The sequence below is a fragment of the Enterocloster aldenensis genome (assembly GCF_003434055.1).
In the GTDB taxonomy this organism is placed as follows: domain Bacteria; phylum Bacillota; class Clostridia; order Lachnospirales; family Lachnospiraceae; genus Enterocloster; species Enterocloster aldenensis.
Genome location: NZ_QVEX01000013.1, coordinates 85,359 through 106,909, shown reverse-complemented (window position 1 = coordinate 106,909; position 21,551 = coordinate 85,359). Strand labels below are relative to the sequence as shown.

Sequence of the window (21,551 nt, the reverse complement as noted above, 5' to 3'; positions counted from 1 at the left end):
CTTAATTGAGCCGAGCCCCGTCCGCACCCACTGTATATCCGTCCGGCGTAACCGTGCCCGCCAGCATGGCCCCGCTGTCATCGCAGTAATAAAACTTGTCATTCCATTGGATCCAACCGGTCTTCATATAGCCTTCTTTATCAAAGAAGTACCACTTGGTGCGGATATACTGCCAGTTATCCTTTGTATAGCTTCCATCCGGATTGACATACCACCATCCTCTGTCATCCCGCATCCACTGGCCGTTCAGCCTGGCAAGGTCCTGCTCCGTCACGTCCATATAGACGGATTCCTGCCAGTCGCCTGTATTGCCGCGGCTGTCAACCGCCCTCACCTTAAAGTAATAGGTGCCTGGCTTCGGGAACTTGCCTGAAAAATCAAAACTATTCTCTTTCACCGTATAGACGGTCCCAATCCCATCATCCGAGGTCGTGGTATTATTGCCATAACGGCACAGCCGCACTTTGTAGTTCTTAGCCAGCTCCTGATGGTCCCAGTGCGCAATTCCATTGTATTCATCCCAGGTAAGCCCGCTCACATCCAGGTCCTCATCATCCTCATCCAGCTTTTCCAGGGTGACGGTAAGCACCATCTCAGACTTGTCATACTTGGTGGAGCTTGTCACATACTTCACCTTATCCCCGCTAAAGGAAAATGCGCTCTTTCCCGACTTTGCAAAATAATAATCGGAATCAGCTGACAGCCACACCTCCACCTTCGGCTTGTCGCCTCCCACCCAGAACTCCTTTTCATTGACAATATCCACGCTCTCAATGGAGCAGTTGCCGCTGCCCAGTGTGACATCCACATCGCCTCCTGACTCTCCTGCCTGGATATCATAAGAAAAGGACAGTTCAATGGTGCCCACCTTCTGGCGCTCCTCTTTTGCCAGGCTTACCATGGATATGGATGCCGCAACAGCCAGGGCCAACCCCAGCGTGATGCCCCATTCCCGCTTTCTTCTCATAAGAACTCCTCCTTTGAATCATTCTCACTTCATCATATCACAAAAACAGGATTCCTGCCATAGGAGATGGGGAGATGGGGAACGGATACGGATGCCGTTTCTGGACCTGCCGCCACTGGACCTGCCGCTACTGGACAGGGCCGGTACGGCATACACCAAACTTGTTCTATTTTCATATAGTATTAATAAGCCGGCAAGCCCCTTGGCCCCGGCCATAAAAATAGTTGAACACAGGGGGATTACCGCTTGATTACATTAAGTCTTTGCATGATTGTGAAAAACGAAGAGGCTGTGCTGGAACGTATCCTGAAACCCATGTCCCTGGCAGCAGACCAGATCATCATCATGGATACCGGTTCCACAGACAGGACCAAGGAGATTGCAAAACGTTATACCCAGGAAGTCTACGATTATCCTTGGAAGGATGATTTTGCCGCTGCCAGGAACGCTGCCTGCGGAAAAGCCGCCATGGACTACTGGATGTGGCTGGATGCAGATGATACCGTCAGCCCTGAAACAGTAAGGAAGATTATGAAGCTGAAGGAGGAACTGGACCCATCCACGGATGTGGTGATGATGAAATACGCCACTGGTTTTGACGCCAAAGGCAGGACCACATTTGCCTACTACAGGGAAAGGATCCTGAAAAACCACCGCGGCTTTATCTGGCATGGGCGTGTCCATGAAGCAGTCACGCCCATGGGACAGATTGTATACTCAGATATTGAAATCCGGCATAAAAAAGAGGGAACAGGGGACAAAGACCGTAACCTCAGGATCTATGAGACCATGCTGAAAGAAGGGGAAACGCTGGAGCCCAGGCATCAGTTCTACTATGCCAGGGAACTTTACTACCACGGGCGCCATGCCGAAGCCATCCAGGTGCTGGAAGGCTTCCTGAAAGAACCGGGCGCATGGATTGAGAATCAGATTGACGCCTGCCTTCACCTGGCCTACTGCTTTGAAAAACTTGGCCGGCAGGAAGACGCCATGAATGCCCTGACCAGAAGCTTTGTCTATGACAGGCCCCGCGGGGAAGCCTGCTGTGAGCTTGGAAAGCTTAAAATGGAGGCCGGAAAACTTGAGGAAGCAGTCTACTGGTACACCCAGGCGCTCACTCTGAATCCGGATGAACAATCAGGAGCTTTTGTCCAAAGGGACTGCTATGGATACCTTCCCTCCATCCAGCTGTGTGTCTGCTATGACCGGCTGGGGGACCACAAACGGGCTTACTATTATCATCAGAAATCACAGAAGTTTAAGCCGGACAGCGAAGCTGTCAAACAGAACCAGGCTTATTTTGAACGTATATTAGAACAAGAAACAGGGGCAGTGCCTCTGAACCAGTAAACAAGGAGATGTTGTTATGTATTTTAATTTTCCAAATGGGATGAATCAATATAATGACTATAATATGGACAGCCGCGGTAATTCCATGAACATGGGACAGCGCCGGCCAGGCTGCGGAAACGGATTCCCTCCGGCTCCCTGCCCTCCTGCCCCCTGCCCTCCTCCGGACCCGGGATGCGGATGCGGGTGCCATGGCAGAGGGCCAACCGGACCCATGGGACCTACCGGGCCATTTTTATAAGGAAAGCGTACTACCTATAAAAACGCGGTCTTTCTAAACCGCTTCGCTCGGATTGTTGACCTCGATAAACTCTTGTATTCTGCGGAGCTCATCAGCGAACCGAAATACTATGCTGATGTTCCCGCCCTCGTATACCTTGATATGGTCAACCAATTCAATCAGAACATCTCTTGTCAGCTTTTCAATATTGCCGTATTGCCTGAACGCCTTCAAAAACGGGTTTTCGGTATCAATGCCATTTTCAAGCTCTGCCTGTTCGGCCCGGAGCTTTTCAATGACTTTATTTAGTGCCTCGGCTTGTTCCCCGTAGTCCTCTTTCATGTGGCGGTAGTCGGAATGGGTAATTTCCCCGTCCTTCCAATCCTGATAGATTGCTTGTTTGTATCGGGCAATTTTGGCAAGTTCCCGTTCCTTCTGCTTGATAGCGTCCGCCAGTTTCTTGGACTGGCTTTTGACGAGCGGAGCCCGGTTTATCCGTTCTATGGTCTTAGTGTAGTCAACCGCCAAATAAACCTGTTGCTGTATCGCATAGAGAACGGCTACCTCTAAGCGGTTATGTTTTATTGTGTGTTTCGTGCAGGCGCTTTTAGATTGGTTTTTGTAGGTACGGCAATAATAGTAAACCGTCCCGCCTACTTTGCTTCGGGTCATAGCCTTACCGCAATCAGCACACCGAAGGAAACCGCTGAACAGATAAATCTGCTTTTTTTGCGGGGCCGTCCGGGTGTCCCGGAGCAATAACCGCTGTACTTTATCAAAGGTGTCACGGTCTATAATGGCTTCATGGGTATTTTCCACTATGTACCATTCGTCCTCGGGTACGACCTCCTGAACGTGTATCTTATAGCTTTTCACACGGTAACGGCCCTGTACCATATCCCCGCAATACATACGGTTTTTCAAAATCGTGGTGATTGTCACTGCGCCCCACAAGGGCCGCTTTGCCGGGTCAATGCCTGGATTTTGGTATTTAAGCCCTAACCGCTCCCGCTTATAGGCGGCGGGGGAAAGTACGCCGTGTTCATTGAGATACTGAACAATCGCGTTTTTACTCATTCCGTCCAGAAATTTTGCGAAAATGTCCCGGACTACTTCGGCGGCTTCTTCGTCAACTATTAAGGCGTTTTTATGGTTAGGGTCTTTTATGTATCCGTAAGCGGCAAAAGAACCAATGTGTTCCCCGTTGCGCCGCTTCATATCAAACACTTCCCGGATTTTATCAGAAGTCTCGGCACAATGGTTTTCATTCAAAACGCCCTGAATGGGAACCGCGATACTCCGCATATTCTGCGGCTCCTTGTAGCTGTCTAATGACTGATGATAGAGGGATATAAAACGGACGTTAAATCTCGGAAACCAATCATCTAAATAATAGCCCTGATCGCTGTAATTTCGGAAAGAACGGGCAAGATCTTTTACAATCACACAGTTGATGCGGCCTTTTTTAATGTCACCCAACATTCTTTGGAAATCGTCCCGCTCGTCGTCGGTTGTGCCGGAAATCCCGTCGTCTACATACTCGTCAACAATAATATATTCGTCTCCGTCATTAAAGCTGGCAATATGTTCTTCAATGATAGCCCGCTGGTTTGAAACACTTTCGCTTTCGTCATTGTTTCGGGCATCCTCTTTAGAAAGCCGGATATAGATTGCAATTCTCCATACCCTGAATTCTTGTTTTTTTGTATCTGTGATAGTACGGCTTCTGCGTGCCATGTGAACCTCCTTCCCCTATCACGTTACACCTATATTATACCCTTTATAGGTGGTGTGAGCAATGTTGTCGAGCCGTTGCAAATCTCGCCCAGAGGCCGACGCAAACGGCCTGCACATTGGTTACAGGCCGCTCTTTTTACGTTGTAGGAAGTCGGTGAAGCAATCCTCAAGGGGCGGGGCGCTATCCAGAAATTCCAGTTTTACGCCCATATCGCCCACCCGAAAGCAGTACGGATTTTTTACTTTGCGGAGCACCTGCGCCGCCCGCTGTTCTCTCGGAATCGTGTTATCGAAGGCCAGCCCGGACACGTCAACTAAGTCCTCTTTGTTGACTGTGGTTATATCAACACCCGCGAGCTCCGCTAAATGAATTTGTTTTTGCATGTATATTCGCCCCCTTTCTTCCATGTGTATGTCATTCCCTGATTGTCCTATGAGGAAATGACAAAAGGCGGCCCATTCTCACGCGCCGCCCTTTGCCATCTGCTCATAAGACCTCGGGTCAACTTGATATGCTGTCTTGTAAGAAAAGAAAAACGCCCGACTGCAAAACACAATCGGGCGCAAAGGAAATATGAACAGCATTATAATGATGTGTATATTCATCTATGAAGTCGGAATGTCCCGTGGTGGTGGGCGGACTTTTTTTGACGAAAAGATTGTTGAATTATGTTGATAAAATAATGACACAGCGATACCTCCTTGATACCGCCGTGTCCTTAAAAAGGGGGGATTTTAATACACCCTCCGTAATCCAATGTTTGAAAAAAAGAAAACGGCGGTTTGAAATGAAACCGCCGTTTTGTGCTGCTACACAGATAGCCGTTTTCCCTTTTAGTTGCTCTTTACTAATCTTCATCATTATGCGGACGCTTTTTGGGATTCTTTTTATCGTTGTATTTTTTCATAATAACCATTTTAAGTAAGCCAACGACAATCAAAACCGCAATCATGATAATCCACCAGTATTGTTCCATAACCTACTTCACCTCCTTTCAGTGACCTTAAATCCTCTTCCCCGTCCTATGCAGAATGGGAAAGTTCATTAGTATTAACATGTACCATACAATGTTTACATTGTGGAAAGCTGTTTTCAATCGCCTGATGGACTTCCTCGGCAATTCGGTGAGCGTCATAGAGAACTAAGCTGCCATCGGCTAATATTTCAATATCTACATACATTTTCGTTCCAAACATGCGGGTTTTTAAATCATCAATACCTTCAACCCCTTGCTGTTGAAGTACAAGTTCCCTAATTCTTGTTTCTATAGTATTGTCACAGCTATGATCCACCATTTTGTTAATGCTTTCTCTGAAAATGTCCAAAGCAGCTTTTAAGATACAACTGCAAATTACAACGCTTGCAATAGGGTCAAGAATGGCAAAGCCCAAACGCGCTCCTAAAATGCCAATTAAAGAACCAACTGACGAGAGTGCGTCAGAGCGGTGGTGCCATGCGTCAGCCATAAGTGCGTCAGAATTTGTATGCTTTGCAGCACCTCTCGTAAACCAGTACATCCACTCTTTTATTACAATGGATACAACTGCCGCCGTGAGTGCGATTCCGCCGGGTACGGAAAATGTATTGTACTGCCCTGAAAAGATTTTCTTAATACCTGAATATCCAATTCCGGCTCCTGTTACAGCCAATGCAACAGCAAGAATAATGGAAGCCACACATTCCATACGTTCATGCCCATAGGGGTGTTCTCTATCAGGCCGTTTTTCTGATATTTTAATTCCAGCCATCACAATGATTGTGCTTAATACATCAGAGGCCGAGTGAACAGCGTCTGACAGCATGGCACTTGACTTTCCTATATATCCGGCGGCAAATTTAAGCAGCGATAAAATCAGGTTGATGATTAGTGTAATTGTGGAAACCCGGATTGCCGTATTTACATTTTCGTTTGGCAGGATTTTATTTTTATTCATATATGCCCCCTTATCCTGCCAGCTTCCGAAACAGACGTTTTATAAGAAAGTAGTACCAGATCAAAGCTACTACCAATGCTATGGGAAAATAAAGAACTGCTTCATTCTGTACGGCTTTTGCTACCCAAAATGATGGGAGGAAGCCAACCGCGAACTGGTAGTAACTATCTATAAAGAAAGGAACTGGAATGCCTAACAGTGTAAGTGCAGAAAGTTTTGTTACAGCCATACCCTCTAATTTATTACCGGATAAGGTAATAATCATAAGTGAAACAATGATTGCCTGTACCGAACCGAGAAGTGCTAAACCAATCATCATTCTAGTGGGTAGCTTTTCTAATGAGAAAAGCAAAAGTACGATAAAAGCAATGACCGCTGAAATAATTGCGGGTACTACCAACCTTGTAAAGAGATACCCCGCCTTACCAAGAGGAGTAATTGAAAAGTACCGCGATACTTTATCATCAATTTCCTCTAACGTAATCATGGCAAATGCAAAACAAAGCAGTACAGGAGCCATGATAGAACGCAATAAATCAAAAATCGGATAGTATCCTTGTAAAGAAAACTTTGTTATTCTTTCAAAAAGTGGAATACCAAATTTGATTAAAGCTCCCATAATAAAAGGGGTGAAGCAAGCCGCAAACATCATAGGGTCGCTTTTGATTTGCTTAAATACTTGTATGGCACTGGATAGTATCCTTTTCATAGCTTTACACCTCCCAAACTTTTCCACATATGCTCAACTGTATCCCTTGCAATTATGTAGAGGATATTCAACGTAGCAATTACAATTACCATATCGAACGATAGTAACATACTTTTTCCAGTTATAAGGTTCATACAAGCCATGAACGGAAAAAAGCAAAACACATCTGGTAAAGTCACAAACAGACCAGCAATAGGTGGAACAAAGCAAACAATTTCTATCGGCATAATTACAATAAGAAACTGGTTCAAGTTTGAAATCTTTGTAGCTGCAATAATTCCAAGCATAGTAAAGATTGCTGATGTCAAAGCAGTACCAACTGCGATACCAAGCAAATGATTGCTGCCGGAAACTAACCCTAATATCAATGCAATTACCGTAGAAATAGCAATCAACGCAACTGTTTTTGAAAGTATATATTCAGATATTTTTACAGGAGATACCACCATAGCATTTAATACCTTTTGACTTTTTTCCAAAAGAACAATCGCTCCCATGAAAAACAATCCCATTGCTGCCGGGTCAGAGTATATCATAATAGAAGCAATATCCGTTTTCCAATGTTCGGGCAAAGCGGCAATCCCACACACATATAAAACGGTTAAAATAAAGTAGATAAAATAGAAACCATATTTCCATTGGAAATGTATATCACCACAAATTAAACGTCCCAATCTCATTGAAGTGTCCTCCCTGTAATATCTACAAAAATATCATTTAATGTAGGCTCACTGCTATGAATGGAAAGCAGACGGTTTTCGGAAATTAAGTTTTTCAATAACTTATCTTCTGTGGTTCTATCAAGCAGACATTCTCCCGTTTTCTCACCTTTGTCATAGTAGGTATATTGTATTTTTGCAGCCCCCCTTGACATAATCAAATTATGCGGACTATCCAATGCGCTTACTTTTCCGGCAACGATAAAGGCTACCTGATCACATAGCTCTGTTGCGTCAAACATATTGTGAGTAGTAATGATAACCGTTTTTCCACGTTTCTTTTCTGCAAGGATAATATCTTTCATCAAACGATTATTCGTAGGGTCAAGACCGCTTGTCGGTTCATCAAGGAATAATATGTCTGGGTCATGTATCAACGCTTTGATAAAATTCAAGCGGGAACGCATACCTTTGGAAAAATCGCCAACCTTTTTATCTCCGTCATTTTCCAATCCAACCATATGCAATAGTTCGTCAATAGACCGGGGCTGCTTTTCATACAGAGAAGCAAAATAGGCGAGATTTTGTCGTGCAGTGAATTTCTCATAACAGGTTGAAAATTCAAAATCAACACCGATATTTTCATAAAACCGATTTGTGCGCTCCCGTATTTCTGTACCTGCAACTTTTACGCTGCCTTTATATTTTGTATTAAGTCCGGTCAAAACTTTTTGAATGGTTGATTTTCCGGCACCAGAAGGGCCCAAAAATCCAAAAATTTCTCCTTTCCCAACATGGAAACTTATATTCTCGACAAACGGTTTGTCAGTATAGCTAAAATACAGTCTTTTTACATCAATCATTATTTTGTCCTCCTTAGACTTTGTGACTTATATAAATATATAGTCATATAAATTGTAAAAAATATGTTTGGCTATCTGCCTGTCAAATAACCAAACAAAATTATTACTCTGCTACTACTTGTTGAACAATGCCATTCACTAAAAGATTTTGTATCATATTCAGTTCTTTATCCTCCTTGAACTGTTCCAAACAGGATAAAACAGAATACAGGGATTTTATGATAACCGTATGCGGAATCGTAAAAATAACCCCTAAATCTTCAAGCATTTCCAGTATATGTATATCATTGTGCATATGACTGTCAAATATATCTGGCGAAAGTTTCCTTTGCAGATAGTCCATTAAAGACAAATCAATCTGCGAAAGAATAGGAGAATTAATTAACCCAGTTACCCCCAAAGTGATAACATCTTTTGTTAAGTCCCTATGATTTTCATACTTTCTTCCTTTAATTGCTGTTTCAATATTAGTAAATAGCTCTTTCTGTAAGCGAAAATTGATTTCTACATATAAGTGTTCTTTACTCGGATAAAAAGCGTAGAATGAACCTTTCGATATATTTACAGCAGCTACTAAATCATCAACCGTTACTTTTTTCAAGCCGTGTGCTGCAAACAGCTTTTCCCCCTCTATCAAAAGTTTCCTGTTTATGATTTCTTTTTCTTGTTCTGTAAAGCGCGGCAATTTTTCTCACCTCCTTATGACTAAATATTTCATATCGTCATATATAATATATCACTTGCTTTCTTTATTGTCAAGAGATAGTCTAAAATTATTTTATTAGACTTCCCCTTATCTAAAATTATTGTATATCAGTTGGGGAAGCTTTATCTTTATTCAAAATTTTACTTCACAAATAATATGCTATATTACCATTAATACTATGCTATGTGTAATCATATCCAAAACGAAAAGGTGAACGGTAAAATGTAGTATGGTGAAAAATATGAAGCAGGTCAAAGCGAAGTATGATTTTAAGGCCTTCGGTCAAGCCATAAAAGAAGCAAGAAAGGCAAAGGGTATATCGCGCAACCAGTTAGCGGACAGGCAGAACATTGCGCCGCGCTATATTGCATCCATTGAGAACAGCGGACAGCACCCAAGCCTACAAATTTTTTATGAGCTTGTAACTTTTTTTGATATATCGGTAGACCAAATCTTCTTTCCAGCAAAAGCGCCGGATAAGACCACACAGCGCCGCCAACTCGACGAACTCCTCAACGGCATTGATGAAACTGATTTAGTCATAGTAACTGATACGATAAAAGGAATACAGAAAGCCAGAGAAGCGGAGGAATAAAACCCCCGTTTTTTCATGCGGTTAACGGGTTTGCGCTAAACGGCAAGCGATGTAAGTGTCTATACACTTGCGAATTTTCCATGTTCTGGTTCCCGCCGAAACCTGAAAAATCCCGCTTGTTGGGGCCATCCCCAAACCCTGCGGAACCTCGGGCCAACTTGGCCCGAAGCATGGGAATTGTCGTCCTTTCCGCCTCACTACGGACAACGCCACCCGTAGTCTCTGCTTGGGCGGCGCTTGTCCGGTAACGTGATAAGCTCTTATTTTATTTTTTCCCTTATTTACGGGGTATAAGCCATTTTCCTTTTAACAACGGCGCTACCGGGCCTGCCGGACCCATGGGACCACGGGGATGCCCTGGCATGCAGGGACCAACCGGGGCCACAGGTGCCATGGGACCGCAGGGATATGTCGGACCGACCGGACCGACCGGGCCAATGGGGCCGCGGGGATTTGACGGGGCTACAGGCGCTGTTGGACCTCAGGGACCACAGGGCATACAGGGTCCTGCCGGGCCAAGGGGAGCCACAGGCGCCACCGGTCTTCAGGGACCACAGGGCATACAGGGTCCGACTGGTGTTACCGGGATACAGGGTATCCAGGGACCACAGGGTATTCAGGGACCGGCTGGGCTTAGAGGTGCCACAGGCACTACCGGCCTTCAGGGGCCTACAGGAGCTACGGGCGCTACAGGACCGGCTGGAGCAATGGGTATCCAGGGACCGGCTGGACCTACCGGGGCAACCGGGCCGCAGGGCATCCAGGGCCTCATCGGACCTACCGGAGCCAACGGTGCTACCGGCGCTACTGGCGCACAGGGTATTCAGGGACCGGCTGGACCTACCGGGGCTACTGGCGCACAGGGTCTCCAGGGGCCGGTTGGGCCTACCGGAGCAACCGGCGCCGCCGGAACAGCCGGAACTACCGGACCTACCGGAGTAACCGGACCTACCGGAGTAACCGGACCTACCGGAGCTACCGGGCCCACTGGCGCTAACGGGGTTGCCGGACCTACCGGAGCCACAGGCGCTAACGGAGCCGCCGGGCCTACAGGACCCACAGGAGCTACTGGCGTTGCTGGGGCTACCGGCGCCACAGGCGCTAACGGAGCCGCCGGACCTACCGGACCTACAGGGGCTACCGGCGCTGCTGGGGCTGTAGGACCTACGGGTGCCACAGGCGCTAACGGGGTTACAGGACCTACCGGGCCTACGGGTGCTAACGGGGCTACCGGACCTACAGGGCCTACGGGCGCTAACGGGGCTACCGGACCTACAGGGGCAGCCGGCGCTGCTGGAGCTACCGGTGCTACCGGAGCCACAGGACCTACCGGACCTACAGGGGCAGCCGGCGCTGCTGGAGCTACCGGTGTTACCGGCGCTACAGGACCTACCGGCGCCACAGGACCTACCGGCGCCACAGGACCTACCGGCGCCACAGGTGCTACCGGAACTTCTGTTACTGCCAACAGTATGAGCGCCCTTAACACATCAGGAACAACCCTTGCCGTAGTAGTGGGAGGTACAGCGGTTCCGCTTCCTAATGACCAGGTATTAGATAGCTTTACGGTCAATGCTGCCAATACAATCTTTACCGTACCGGCAACAGGTTCTTATCTCATAACCTATACAGTCCGAACCACTGCCGCACTGCTGCTGTCCTCCCGTATATTGAGGAATGGCGCGGCTCTGGCCGGCTCTGTTGTATCTCCTGCTGTATCTGCCAGCGATTTCTCGGCAACCCTTATTGCCAATCTGACTGCTGGTGATACGCTGGAACTGCAGCTGTTCGGATTATTAGGAACAGCCATCCTGCAAGGGGGTACCGGCGCAAGCCTGGCAGTGGTACGTCTCGTATGATAATTATAAAAAGGGGCCGGATATCCGGCCCCAAAATTATAGAAACCAGTGGTTCCGTCCCAAACAGGTCAGATGTGGACATTCTTAAAACCATTTAGATATGAGCATGTCCCATGGCATGTTATACTGCCGTAATACAGCGGTTATCTGCTGCCATATTGAGACATTACGCCGACCGACATTACCATGCATTTGTCAAATGCTGCATTTTAAACCATTAAGGCTGGATAAGCCCTCTTAGCTTATTCGCACCTTAACCTTAAACTAATTAAAGGAGGGAGATTGATGTATCATAATTACCACGAGGATTTGGATTTGTCCAATCAAATAACAGGATTTCCTGTTCCACCATTTGGAACCGGCGGGAATCAGGAATGCTGTTCCAATCCCTGTCGCTGCCACTGTCCGGGAATATGTCCAATTGAATGTGTCGGCCCGACCGGGCCACAAGGCCCAATGGGGCTTCGCGGATGCCCAGGTGAACAGGGACCACCCGGTCCTACCGGAGCCATGGGACCACAAGGTTATGTAGGCCCAACCGGACCGATTGGTTCGACCGGTCCCATGGGCCTTAATGGTCCCACAGGGGCTACTGGGGCCCAGGGCCCCCAAGGTATACAAGGGCCCGCCGGACCTGCCGGCGCAACTGGACCTGCCGGCGCAACTGGAGCTGCCGGCCCCACCGGGCCTACTGGCCCTGCCGGACCTCAAGGCATTCAAGGGCCAATCGGGCCTGCTGGTGCCACTGGAATTACCGGACCCACGGGTGCTACCGGATTCACCGGCACTGCCGGGCCTACCGGAGCGACTGGCGCTACCGGGCTCACTGGTGCTACCGGTATTGCCGGGCCTACTGGCGCTACTGGACTCACGGGTGCTACCGGTCCCACGGGCGCTACCGGTCCCACAGGCGCTACCGGTCCCACGGGTGCTACCGGCCCCACAGGCGCTACCGGTCCCACAGGCGCTACCGGTCCCACGGGTGCTACCGCCCCCACCGGCACTACCGGTCCCACGGGCGCTACCGGTCCCACGGGCGCTACCGGTCCCACGGGCGCTACCGGTCCCACGGGCGCTACCGGTCCCACGGGCGCTACCGGTCCCACCGGCACTACCGGTCCCACGGGCGCTACCGGTCCCACGGGCGCTACCGGTCCCACGGGCGCTACCGGTCCCACGGGCGCTACCGGTCCCACGGGCGCTACCGGTCCCACGGGCGCTACCGGTCCCACGGGCGCTACCGGTCCCACGGGCGCTACCGGTCCCACGGGCGCTACCGGTCCCACGGGCGCTACCGGTCCCACGGGCGCTACCGGTCCCACGGGCGCTACCGGTCCCACGGGCGCTACCGGTCCCACGGGCGCTACCGGTCCCACGGGCGCTACCGGTCCCACGGGCGCTACCGGTCCCACGGGCGCTACCGGTCCCACGGGCGCTACCGGTCCCACGGGCGCTACCGGTCCCACGGGCGCTACCGGTCCCACGGGCGCTACCGGTCCCACGGGCGCTACCGGTCCCACGGGCGCTACCGGTCCCACGGGCGCTACCGGTCCCACGGGCGCTACCGGTCCCACGGGCGCTACCGGTCCCACGGGCGCTACCGGTCCCACGGGCGCTACCGGTCCCACGGGCGCTACCGGTCCCACGGGCGCTACCGGTCCCACGGGCGCTACCGGTCCCACGGGCGCTACCGGTCCCACGGGCGCTACCGGTCCCACGGGCGCTACCGGTCCCACGGGCGCTACCGGTCCCACGGGCGCTACCGGTCCCACGGGCGCTACCGGTCCCACGGGCGCTACCGGTCCCACGGGCGCTACCGGTCCCACGGGCGCTACCGGTCCCACGGGCGCTACCGGTCCCACGGGCGCTACCGGACCTGCCGGTGACAGCGTAGCCTGTGCATGTGTTGCTCAGATGCGAAATGTACTTCAGCAGATAATTCAGCTTTATCCAACTGATAATATTGTGGTATCAATGGAAAGCGGGGACAACGCAAGCGGCCGTCCAGGCAGCCTTCTGCCAGCCCCTAATACTAATCCCAATGCCGGCCTTCTCCAGCTAACCAATAACCAAGGCGTGGCACAGGAAGCCGTTTCCATTTGCCGGATTGCTTCGGTAAGGATTACTAGTACAACTTATAATGATGCCATCACTTACCTTCCTGCACCAACGCCGACACCAACAGGCTGCGGTGCGGACTGCGAAGCCGCTGTCCGTTCCTATCTTCCGGTAGGAACTGCTGGCGCCAGTATCAAGGCTGGAGGGCAGACGGTGGGACAAGGAACTGTTCTGGTCAATGAATTTGGCATTCTAGTACTTGTAGGTGCCAATAACAGTGACCCCACCTTTGTTTCTGCATGTAAAGCAGAAATACTCACCAGATAAATCCATGCAGCTTATACAGTAAACATGTGACACTGCTGGTATAAATCTTTTTGCCGGGGCAGAGCCATAATATCCTTTTATCTGCCTTCCCCGGCAATCATACCTTAAACTCATCGCAAAGTTAAGGGGCAGTTTATATGTATGATAACTATACCCAAAATACAAACATGTCCAATCCCTTATCCGATTCCCCATCTAATTCCACGGGGCTGCCGGAACTAATACGAATATAATAACAAGTACCCAGCCCCTGGCAGTGAGAACAGTCAGACAGGACAGCAAGCTGCAATCGTCATTATCGGCGGTACCATATGGCTGTCCTTGAAATAAGGCTGTTGCAATCCCACTGGCATTAGTCGGTGATATTGCGGCAGCTTTATTGTTAATTATCCCCAATTAAAATTTTCTTTTCCGGCGCCAATCTCAAAATGATATTTCACAATGCCGGTATCAATCTGGGACATCGGGCGATTGTCCTTTGTGTGGATGGATACGGTATTCCCATTCGCTTCGATGAAAAAATTCTGTTTGTTAAGGCCCGTCGGAGCAAGCACCGACGCTTTCATGCCATTTATAAACCATTTATCACTGCATGGCTTACATAAACGTTCCATGCTCTTTGACTTATGCTGCCTGCCATCAGTCATGCCATAACCAATCGCAATGACACCAACTAATTCCTCATCAGGAGCTAACGTAACCTGACACTTTTTCGCATTGTATGTGCTTGTGACCCAACACGAATTAAGACCTGCCTGTTGGGCTTTAATCATAAGGCGTGCTCCAAAATAGCCACTCTTCACATAAAAATCGCCTTGCATTTTTGCTACCAGAGCAATATAGTTTTTTACATTTTTAAATCTCCCAAATAAGGGAATGAAGCTTTTAAATGCACCCTCATTGTCCGTTACTAACTGAATATGCAACTGTCCCAGCCGGTTACACTGCCCGATTTCTTCTTTCAGTCCATCAATAATTGCAGGTGGAAGTGGTTTTGTAGTATAATTCCTAACTGCGTGCCTTGCCCTGATTGCTTCTAATTCCGTCATAATTGGTTCCTCCTGTTTTCGCTCAATTTCATGTCACAGTATTACCTTGTTAAGCAGTATTCTCTCTGTAAGGGCGCCCCAATCGCCATTTTCATACTGTATTCCTTTCATGTTAGCCATGGCTGCCAAACCATGTACGGTTGCCCACATTACCAAAAGGTCATCTCTTAATTCTTTTTCATCAATGTTTAGCTCCCTCATACTTCTTTTTGCACCATTTACGAAAATTTCAAATGGAGTACAGGAGCCATCCCATGTAATCTCAGTTTCTTTTATCTGAATGCCCAGGTACTCACTGTCAAATAAGAAATTAAAATAGTGGGGATATTTTGCAAAAAACTCCACATAAGCAACGCCCATGGAAATTGTAACATACTGACAGGAGTTTTCTTCCACTGCCTGTTTTAGGGCGGTTGCGAATCTGTCGGTAACATAAGAGTACATTCCAAGAAGCAACTCATCAATATTTCCAAAGTGATTATAGCAGGCAGTTGCTGATACTCCTACTTTCTTTGCTACCTTTCGTAAAGAAAACTTTTCAATTCCCTCCTCATGGATTAGCTCAATTCCCTGTTCAATGAGTGTTTCTTTTAAATTACCAAAATGATATGGCTTTTTTCCGCTTGTATCTGTATTCATATTCCATCCCTCTAAGTTAACATATGTTAATATTCATTATATCCGCTATATTAACGCTTGTCAATATTGATATGAAATTTATATCTGAAAAAACAATGCAGAAAGTCCCCTCTCTCCACCTATTATCTGAAACAGCGGAGAAAGGCCTGTATGCGGCTGACTTGTACACCAACGCCATCCATTACTCATATATTAAAGTATGCTGGTAGGGAAAATTCAGCATGATGTGAAAAGGGTGCACGTAATGGAACAAAGGGACACTGATAATTTTAATCTTTCCAGATTTACTGGGTATAGAGTCACATTCCTTTTAACAGCGGATTAATCGGTATTCCAGAGGACGCTGGTCCACAGTGGCCTGCCGGTCCAGCCGAAAATGCTGCCAGCTATGCTTCTCTCCATCCGCAGGGGGATATTACTGTAGTACTGTTTCCCCTGTTAAACGGAGCAGAAATCAGCGGAACCTGAAGGAGTTTAAAGAACAGTATAATGACCGCGGCAGCGTCCACTTTTTAAGGCCGCCACACATGTTGATTATAAAATAGTATCGGGCAGACCTATCAGATTCTATGACAAATCTAACAATATTATCGGCTATTTGGCAATTACGCAAGTGATAATCCACCAGCCTGAAAAATCTGCTGCCCCTGAAGCGTTTTCTTTCCCGGCGGTCCATGACTGCATTTAGCAATCCTGATAAACCTGACCCACGCCATAATTCTAGAAACAAGATAAGGAGTGAACTATATGTATTATAATTATTCCGGGAATATCCATATTCCCTCCTCAATGCCTTATACCCAAACTGACCCTTATGGAAGCAATTGTAACACCATAAACAGCGGCTGCCAGCCGCCCTGTCCTAATCCCGGATGCTGTCCTCCCTGGCCCGGTCCTGACTGCTGCCCAGACAGATGTCCCACTGGCCCCACCGGACCGGCTGGTCCCATGGGTCCCAGAGGATGCCCGGGCCAAATGGGGCCTGCCGGACCGACCGGTGCCATGGGACCACAAGGTTATGTAGGACCAACCGGAGCGACCGGGGCAGCCGGCCCCCAGGGAATACCAGGCAATACGGGAGCGACCGGCCCTGCCGGACCTGCCGGGCCCCAGGGAGCCTAGGGATATACAGGAATGACAGGCCCAACCGGCCCTACTGGCCCTACTGGTCCCAGTGAAACAATCACCATACGGGATACCATAACCGGTAATCCTGGTGACCCTGCCAACGTAGTTGATGTAACAGGCTCACCAAATCATATATTAGATATCACAATTCCAAGAGGCGCTACCGGACCTACCGGGGCTGCGGGAATTCAGGGTCCTGCCGGAGCCACGGGTGCTCAGGGGTTACAGGGAGCAACCGGACCGACCGGCGCAACTGGACTGCAGGGGCCAACCGGGCCAACTGGCGCAGCGGGACTACAGGGACCAACCGGGCCGACCGGCGCAACAGGACTACAGGGGCCAACCGGACCGACCGGTACATCGGGGGCTACAGGGGCCGCAGGCCTTACAGGAGCAACCGGGCCAACCGGGCCGACTGGTCTGCAAGGAATTCAGGGCGTCACCGGGAGCACTGGACCTGCTGGGGCAACTGGTCCTCAAGGTATCCAGGGTGTCACCGGAGCAACCGGCGCAACTGGTCCTCAAGGTATTCAGGGTATTGCTGGAGCTGCCGGGGCCACGGGTCCTCAGGGTATCCAGGGTGTAACCGGGCCAACTGGAGCTACCGGACCGACTGGACCTACCGGCGCAACTGGTCCTCAGGGCATTCAGGGTGCGACCGGACCAATCGGACCAACCGGACCTACTGGACCTACCGGGGCCACTGGACCGACCGGACCAATCGGACCTACTGGGGCCACCGGACCGACCGGACTTACTGGACCGACCGGGACCACCGGTCCCACGGGCGCTACCGGACCTACCGGAGCCACGGGACCGACCGGGACCACCGGTCTCACGGGCGCTACCGGACCTACCGGAGCCACCGGACCGACTGGACCGACCGGGGACACCGGCCTGACTGGAGACACCGGCCCGACCGGAGAAGCTGGTGCAACCGGCGAAACCGGAGCCACAGGTGAAACCGGCCCGACCGGCCCAGCTGCTACGATAAACATCGGCTCAGTAACCACAGGCGATCCTGGGACGAACGCAGAAGTCATTAACTCCGGGGACGAGAACAATGCAATATTTGACTTCATCATTCCAAGAGGTGAGCCTGGCGGAGGCGGAACGCCCGAAGTCCTGGCAACCGTAGACACAACAAGCCAGGATACTACCCCTGGCGGAGCACTGGTATTTAATGAAAATCCACTTGTATCCGGTTTTACCATTTCACACCAGGCCGGTTCCACTGATATCATCATCAATCAGCCCGGCATCTATGAAGCTGCATTTCATTCCACGGTTGCAGTTGCATCCGGGACACCCATTCCGGCTACTGTTACAGTAAGGCTGGAGGCCAATGGCGTACCTGTTCCCGGTGCGGTTGCAAGCCATACCTTCGCGGCTTCCGGTGAAACGGGCAACCTGTCCTTCACAGTACCGTTCCAGGTAACCGCAACGCCAGAGACCATCCGGGTGGTGGTGGACAATGCGGGCTTTACGTTCAGCGATGTTTCCCTGACCGTTGTACGTCTGGGAGATACGGCATGATTTACCGCATGACGGGAAGTACGGTTCAGGCCAATATAAACTGAACAGGACAGCAGACGGATTCTTACATCTGTCTGCTGTCCCTTATCCATACACAACCATTGCATCTGATGCCAGTCAATTGTCCGGCAAATCCTAACGGACCGTAAAATAATTATGGTACATCTGAAAAAAGTTATCAGAAGTACACCCCTGCCCCTTGGAGAAATCCACAATCTCTTCCAGATTATCCTTGAGTTTTACAGTATGTTTCCTTACAAAAGGTTCATAAATGGCAAGAAATGCCTTCGTCTTTTTTTCCTGAGCCAGCATGCTTTTTCTCGCTGCAGTAGCTTCCTCGTCATAAGCATTGGTACACTTAAGGACGTAATATTTTCCATCCTGTTCAAGGATATCACTGATTTCATCCTGTTCAAGTGTAAATGCAGCTTCCTCCCTGATATCCATGTCACTGCTCCATTCCATGGTATGGTTAATCTGCACATCCCTTGAACTTCTGGACGCAATGTTGGCAAAGTCGGCATTTTCCTGCTGTACCTGGGACAGGATATCCTCAGCGCGTTCCCTGGAATCCAGCACAATCTGTTGTACCTGGATTACTTTTGCCTCGGCATCGCTCACCTCCAGATTCTCATCCCTTGTAAGCTCCGCCACCAGCTTATCTGCCCGGTAATACTCGCAGTACAGGTCATAGACCTCGCTTTCAGTCACACCCATGTAATCCCGGTCCTGCTCCGACAGGCCGCGGTAATATTCTTTTGCCAGGGCCTTCAGGCTGTCCTTTTCCTGCCCTGTCAGTTCTATCCCCTGTTCATCCGCCATAAGGTTGGTGGTCCCCAGCTCAATGAGGAACTGTTCAATCTGTCCCAGCAGTTTTTCCTCAAACGTGGCGCCGCTGTCATCTGCCTTAACAGACCACAGTTGGCTGGTATATATATTCTGGTACCGGTTGCGTTCCGTGGCTGCAACAACCATGATCTGTCCCTTTGTGTAATCCTTTTCAACTGTCCTTACGCCGTCGGATGACACTGTTTTTTTAGAACAGCCCGTGACAGACAGAGCCAATGCCAGACACATCGCCAGATACATATAGACAGCCCGCTTTTTCATCCCCCGTACTCTTGTTATTTTACTTATGTCCAATACGGAACTCCTTTCAAAGCAGGTGTTTCAGGATTTTGAGCACACCATCATTCTCATTACTGTCCGCCTGGAACCTGGCTGCCTTCCTCACCTCATCCCTTGCATTGGCCACTGCAAAACTGTAATATGCCTGTTCCAGCATCTCCATGTCATTGAGCTGGTCCCCGAATGCCATTGTCTCTTCAGGCTTTATGTGCAGGCTTTCCTGGATTGTACGGATTGCCCTTCCTTTATTCACGCCCTTGGCCATGCAGTCCATCCACATATCGCCTGCGCAGGACATCTTCAGTTCGTCCTTAAATTCTTCGTATATATCCCTGCTGGCGGCTTCAATTCCCTGGGATTTATAAATGGATACCTTTACACACGGCTCATCCAATCCAAGAAGGTCATCCACCCGCGTCAGGTTGAACTTGTAACTCTCAATCAGCCAGTTCATCAGCCTTTCATTGGAAGATTCCAGGTAATCCCCATTGGCGCCCGCATACACAACCTCCAGGTCAGGATACCTGCGGACCTTCTTGATTATGCGGTGGACCAGTTCCTGTTCAATTGAGTACACATAAAGGCTTCTGCCGCAGCATCCCACATACGCCCCATTGTTGGCAACATAAAATATCTTCCTCTTAACCGGTTCAAAGGCATGTTCCACGCTGGCCCAGGGTCTTCCGCTGGCAATGGCAAACTGAATGCCTTTTTCACGCAGTTTTAAAATGGTATCAAATACTTCTGGATTAATCTTTGACGAACCGTCCGGTACAAGGGTTCCATCCACATCCGAAACAATCAGTTTAATCATCTTCCCTGTCCTCCAAAAGCCCTTTTATCTCCTGATTCAGCCGCCCCAGAGGCAGGCCCACCACATTTGCATAATCTCCGTCAATGCCCTTTATATAGGCCGCAAACCGGCCCTGTATCCCATATGCGCCGGCCTTGTCAAGAGGCTCGCCGCATTCTGCGTATTCACTCATTTCCCTGGGTGTCATGGGATACACATGGACATCTGTCTTCTCAGCAAAGGTAATCCCATGGGTCCTTCCCTCTTCCAGGCATAGAAGCACGGTCACGCCCGTATAAACCTGATGGGTCCTGCCCTGAAGTTTCCCTATCATCTCATAAGCCCTCATAGGGGTTCCTGGCTTTCCAAGAATCTCGTTGCCCACAGCCACCACGGTATCTGCTCCGATTACCATGGTGCCTGTCCCGCATCCGGCCGCTATGTCCTCCGCCTTCTGCCTGGACAGCTCCATGACCACCTGCTCAGGCTTTTTCTCAACCGTCTCTTCCTCCATCTGGCTGGGCCTGATTTCCGGAAAAATACCAATCTGATTCAGGAGTTCCTTTCTCCTGGGAGAGGCGGACGCCAGTACAACATGGTATCCGCCCCATTGTTCATTTCCATTCATGCCGTTCTCCTATCATAATCTCCATGCCGCCCATCATTTGACAAATGAGTCATGGACATACCTGTCCTTTCACTATGACTGACCAATCAATAAACCTTGAGGCGACCAATCACCGGCTCCTCTTCTTCCATACCGCCCATCCGAAGCCTCAGGCAGTGTATGAAATCCACCAGGTAGAATACCGTCAGCCCCACTGCCAGCATACTGCCAAGATTACCGGGTATGCGGATTACCAGGGTGCGGACCCTGCTGTCCAGCACATAGAAGAAAAACAGGCCCAAAAGCCCCCAGGCCAGACTGCTCTCCAGACATACCATTCCTTTATAATTAAATGCCTTATGGCTGTAATCCCACCAAAATGCGCCAAACAGGCGCACCATGATATTGGCAGTCACCAGTTCCAGGGTCGTAGCCATGGCCATGGATGCCGTATAAAGCTCAACCGGCCTTCCTGAGACCGGGCTTAGAAGCATACACGCTCCCAGGGCACCAAACCCATATATGATGCAAAAGGGGCCATGGCCAAAGCCACGGTCCACCACAGGCCGCTTATATTCAACACTGAGAACGACACATTCCAGTAAATATCCAAGGAAACTATACATAAAAAACCAGTTGATGAAACTATAAATATCCATTGTATCTTCTGTCCTTCCTGTCTAATG

The 21,551-nt window shown here is 49.5% G+C and carries 21 protein-coding genes; 5 read left to right on the top strand and 16 right to left on the bottom strand.

Annotated elements, in window-relative coordinates; all coding sequences use genetic code 11:
* Position 1: 1 nt before the first annotated feature.
* The gene (locus DWX59_RS21000; protein ID WP_117561096.1) at positions 2–967 is read right to left on the bottom strand and encodes a hypothetical protein; all 966 of its coding nucleotides are present in this window, start codon (positions 965–967) and stop codon (positions 2–4) included.
* A 246-nt stretch (positions 968–1,213) separates the two neighbouring features.
* Between DWX59_RS21000 and DWX59_RS20995 the strand changes: the two genes are divergently transcribed.
* The gene (locus tag DWX59_RS20995) at positions 1,214–2,317 is read left to right on the top strand and encodes a glycosyltransferase (protein WP_117561095.1); all 1,104 of its coding nucleotides are present in this window, start codon (positions 1,214–1,216) and stop codon (positions 2,315–2,317) included.
* 274 nt (positions 2,318–2,591) lie between these two features.
* On the opposite strand, the gene DWX59_RS20985 is transcribed toward DWX59_RS20995, so the two are convergent.
* From DWX59_RS20985 to DWX59_RS20955, 8 genes are all read right to left on the bottom strand, one after another.
* Complete coding sequence (locus DWX59_RS20985) at positions 2,592–4,274, bottom strand: recombinase family protein (RefSeq protein ID WP_117561093.1); 1,683 nt, start codon at positions 4,272–4,274, stop codon at positions 2,592–2,594.
* Between the two features lie 120 nt (positions 4,275–4,394).
* Positions 4,395–4,658, bottom strand: coding sequence for a DUF6870 family protein (locus DWX59_RS20980; protein WP_117561092.1), 264 nt, complete (start codon positions 4,656–4,658; stop codon positions 4,395–4,397).
* Positions 4,659–5,122: 464 nt separating this feature from the next.
* A complete protein-coding gene (locus tag DWX59_RS29685) occupies positions 5,123–5,251 on the bottom strand; it encodes a hypothetical protein (protein WP_002591420.1) in 129 nt (42 codons plus the stop codon).
* A 46-nt stretch (positions 5,252–5,297) separates the two neighbouring features.
* The gene (locus DWX59_RS20975) at positions 5,298–6,209 is read right to left on the bottom strand and encodes a cation diffusion facilitator family transporter (protein ID WP_117561091.1); all 912 of its coding nucleotides are present in this window, start codon (positions 6,207–6,209) and stop codon (positions 5,298–5,300) included.
* Between the two features lie 10 nt (positions 6,210–6,219).
* Complete coding sequence (locus DWX59_RS20970) at positions 6,220–6,918, bottom strand: ABC transporter permease (protein WP_117561090.1); 699 nt, start codon at positions 6,916–6,918, stop codon at positions 6,220–6,222.
* Entirely contained in the window at positions 6,915–7,598 is a 684-nt protein-coding gene (locus DWX59_RS20965) for a fluoroquinolone export ABC transporter permease subunit (RefSeq protein WP_117561089.1), read from the bottom strand. Before DWX59_RS20965 ends, DWX59_RS20970 begins: the two co-directional genes overlap by 4 nt.
* Positions 7,595–8,440 carry an ABC transporter ATP-binding protein gene (locus tag DWX59_RS20960; RefSeq protein ID WP_117561088.1) on the bottom strand — a complete coding sequence of 282 codons (846 nt, stop codon included), beginning with the start codon at positions 8,438–8,440 and terminating at the stop codon, positions 7,595–7,597. Before DWX59_RS20960 ends, DWX59_RS20965 begins: the two co-directional genes overlap by 4 nt.
* A 103-nt stretch (positions 8,441–8,543) precedes the next feature.
* Positions 8,544–9,125: a TetR/AcrR family transcriptional regulator gene (locus DWX59_RS20955; RefSeq protein WP_117561087.1), complete on the bottom strand. Its 582-nt coding sequence runs from the start codon at positions 9,123–9,125 to the stop codon at positions 8,544–8,546.
* 262 nt (positions 9,126–9,387) lie between these two features.
* Between DWX59_RS20955 and DWX59_RS20950 the strand changes: the two genes are divergently transcribed.
* From DWX59_RS20950 to DWX59_RS20935, 3 genes are all read left to right on the top strand, one after another.
* On the top strand, positions 9,388–9,741 hold the full coding sequence (locus tag DWX59_RS20950; protein WP_117561148.1) for a helix-turn-helix transcriptional regulator: 354 nt from the start codon (positions 9,388–9,390) through the stop codon (positions 9,739–9,741).
* 362 nt (positions 9,742–10,103) lie between these two features.
* Positions 10,104–11,600 (top strand): BclA C-terminal domain-containing protein, encoded by a 1,497-nt coding sequence (locus tag DWX59_RS28570; protein WP_353626779.1) that lies wholly within the window; start codon positions 10,104–10,106, stop codon positions 11,598–11,600.
* 510 nt (positions 11,601–12,110) lie between these two features.
* Positions 12,111–13,985 (top strand): collagen-like protein, encoded by a 1,875-nt coding sequence (locus DWX59_RS20935; protein WP_235845127.1) that lies wholly within the window; start codon positions 12,111–12,113, stop codon positions 13,983–13,985.
* Positions 13,986–14,371: 386 nt separating this feature from the next.
* On the opposite strand, the gene DWX59_RS20930 is transcribed toward DWX59_RS20935, so the two are convergent.
* The 3 genes from DWX59_RS20930 to DWX59_RS29450 all read right to left on the bottom strand — a co-directional run bounded on the left by DWX59_RS20930 (position 14,372) and on the right by DWX59_RS29450 (position 16,703).
* Positions 14,372–15,034: a nitroreductase family protein gene (locus tag DWX59_RS20930; protein WP_117561086.1), complete on the bottom strand. Its 663-nt coding sequence runs from the start codon at positions 15,032–15,034 to the stop codon at positions 14,372–14,374.
* Positions 15,035–15,067: 33 nt separating this feature from the next.
* Positions 15,068–15,673 (bottom strand): TetR/AcrR family transcriptional regulator, encoded by a 606-nt coding sequence (locus DWX59_RS20925; RefSeq protein WP_117561085.1) that lies wholly within the window; start codon positions 15,671–15,673, stop codon positions 15,068–15,070.
* 862 nt (positions 15,674–16,535) lie between these two features.
* Positions 16,536–16,703, bottom strand: a complete 168-nt coding sequence (locus DWX59_RS29450) for a hypothetical protein (RefSeq protein WP_235845126.1) — start codon at positions 16,701–16,703, stop codon at positions 16,536–16,538.
* 104 nt (positions 16,704–16,807) lie between these two features.
* Here DWX59_RS29450 and DWX59_RS20915 point away from each other — a divergent pair, with 104 nt between their 5' ends.
* The gene (locus tag DWX59_RS20915; RefSeq protein WP_353626777.1) at positions 16,808–18,337 is read left to right on the top strand and encodes a collagen-like domain-containing protein; all 1,530 of its coding nucleotides are present in this window, start codon (positions 16,808–16,810) and stop codon (positions 18,335–18,337) included.
* Between the two features lie 135 nt (positions 18,338–18,472).
* On the opposite strand, the gene DWX59_RS20910 is transcribed toward DWX59_RS20915, so the two are convergent.
* The 4 genes from DWX59_RS20910 to DWX59_RS20895 all read right to left on the bottom strand — a co-directional run bounded on the left by DWX59_RS20910 (position 18,473) and on the right by DWX59_RS20895 (position 21,524).
* Positions 18,473–19,426 (bottom strand): peptidylprolyl isomerase, encoded by a 954-nt coding sequence (locus tag DWX59_RS20910; protein WP_235845125.1) that lies wholly within the window; start codon positions 19,424–19,426, stop codon positions 18,473–18,475.
* Positions 19,427–19,493: 67 nt separating this feature from the next.
* Positions 19,494–20,279 (bottom strand): HAD family hydrolase, encoded by a 786-nt coding sequence (locus DWX59_RS20905; RefSeq protein WP_117561083.1) that lies wholly within the window; start codon positions 20,277–20,279, stop codon positions 19,494–19,496.
* Positions 20,272–20,886 carry a Maf family protein gene (locus tag DWX59_RS20900; protein WP_117561082.1) on the bottom strand — a complete coding sequence of 205 codons (615 nt, stop codon included), beginning with the start codon at positions 20,884–20,886 and terminating at the stop codon, positions 20,272–20,274. The genes DWX59_RS20905 and DWX59_RS20900 overlap by 8 nt, the downstream gene beginning before the upstream one ends.
* Positions 20,887–20,972: 86 nt before the next feature.
* Positions 20,973–21,524, bottom strand: a complete 552-nt coding sequence (locus DWX59_RS20895; RefSeq protein ID WP_117561081.1) for a putative ABC transporter permease — start codon at positions 21,522–21,524, stop codon at positions 20,973–20,975.
* Positions 21,525–21,551: the final 27 nt, after the last annotated feature.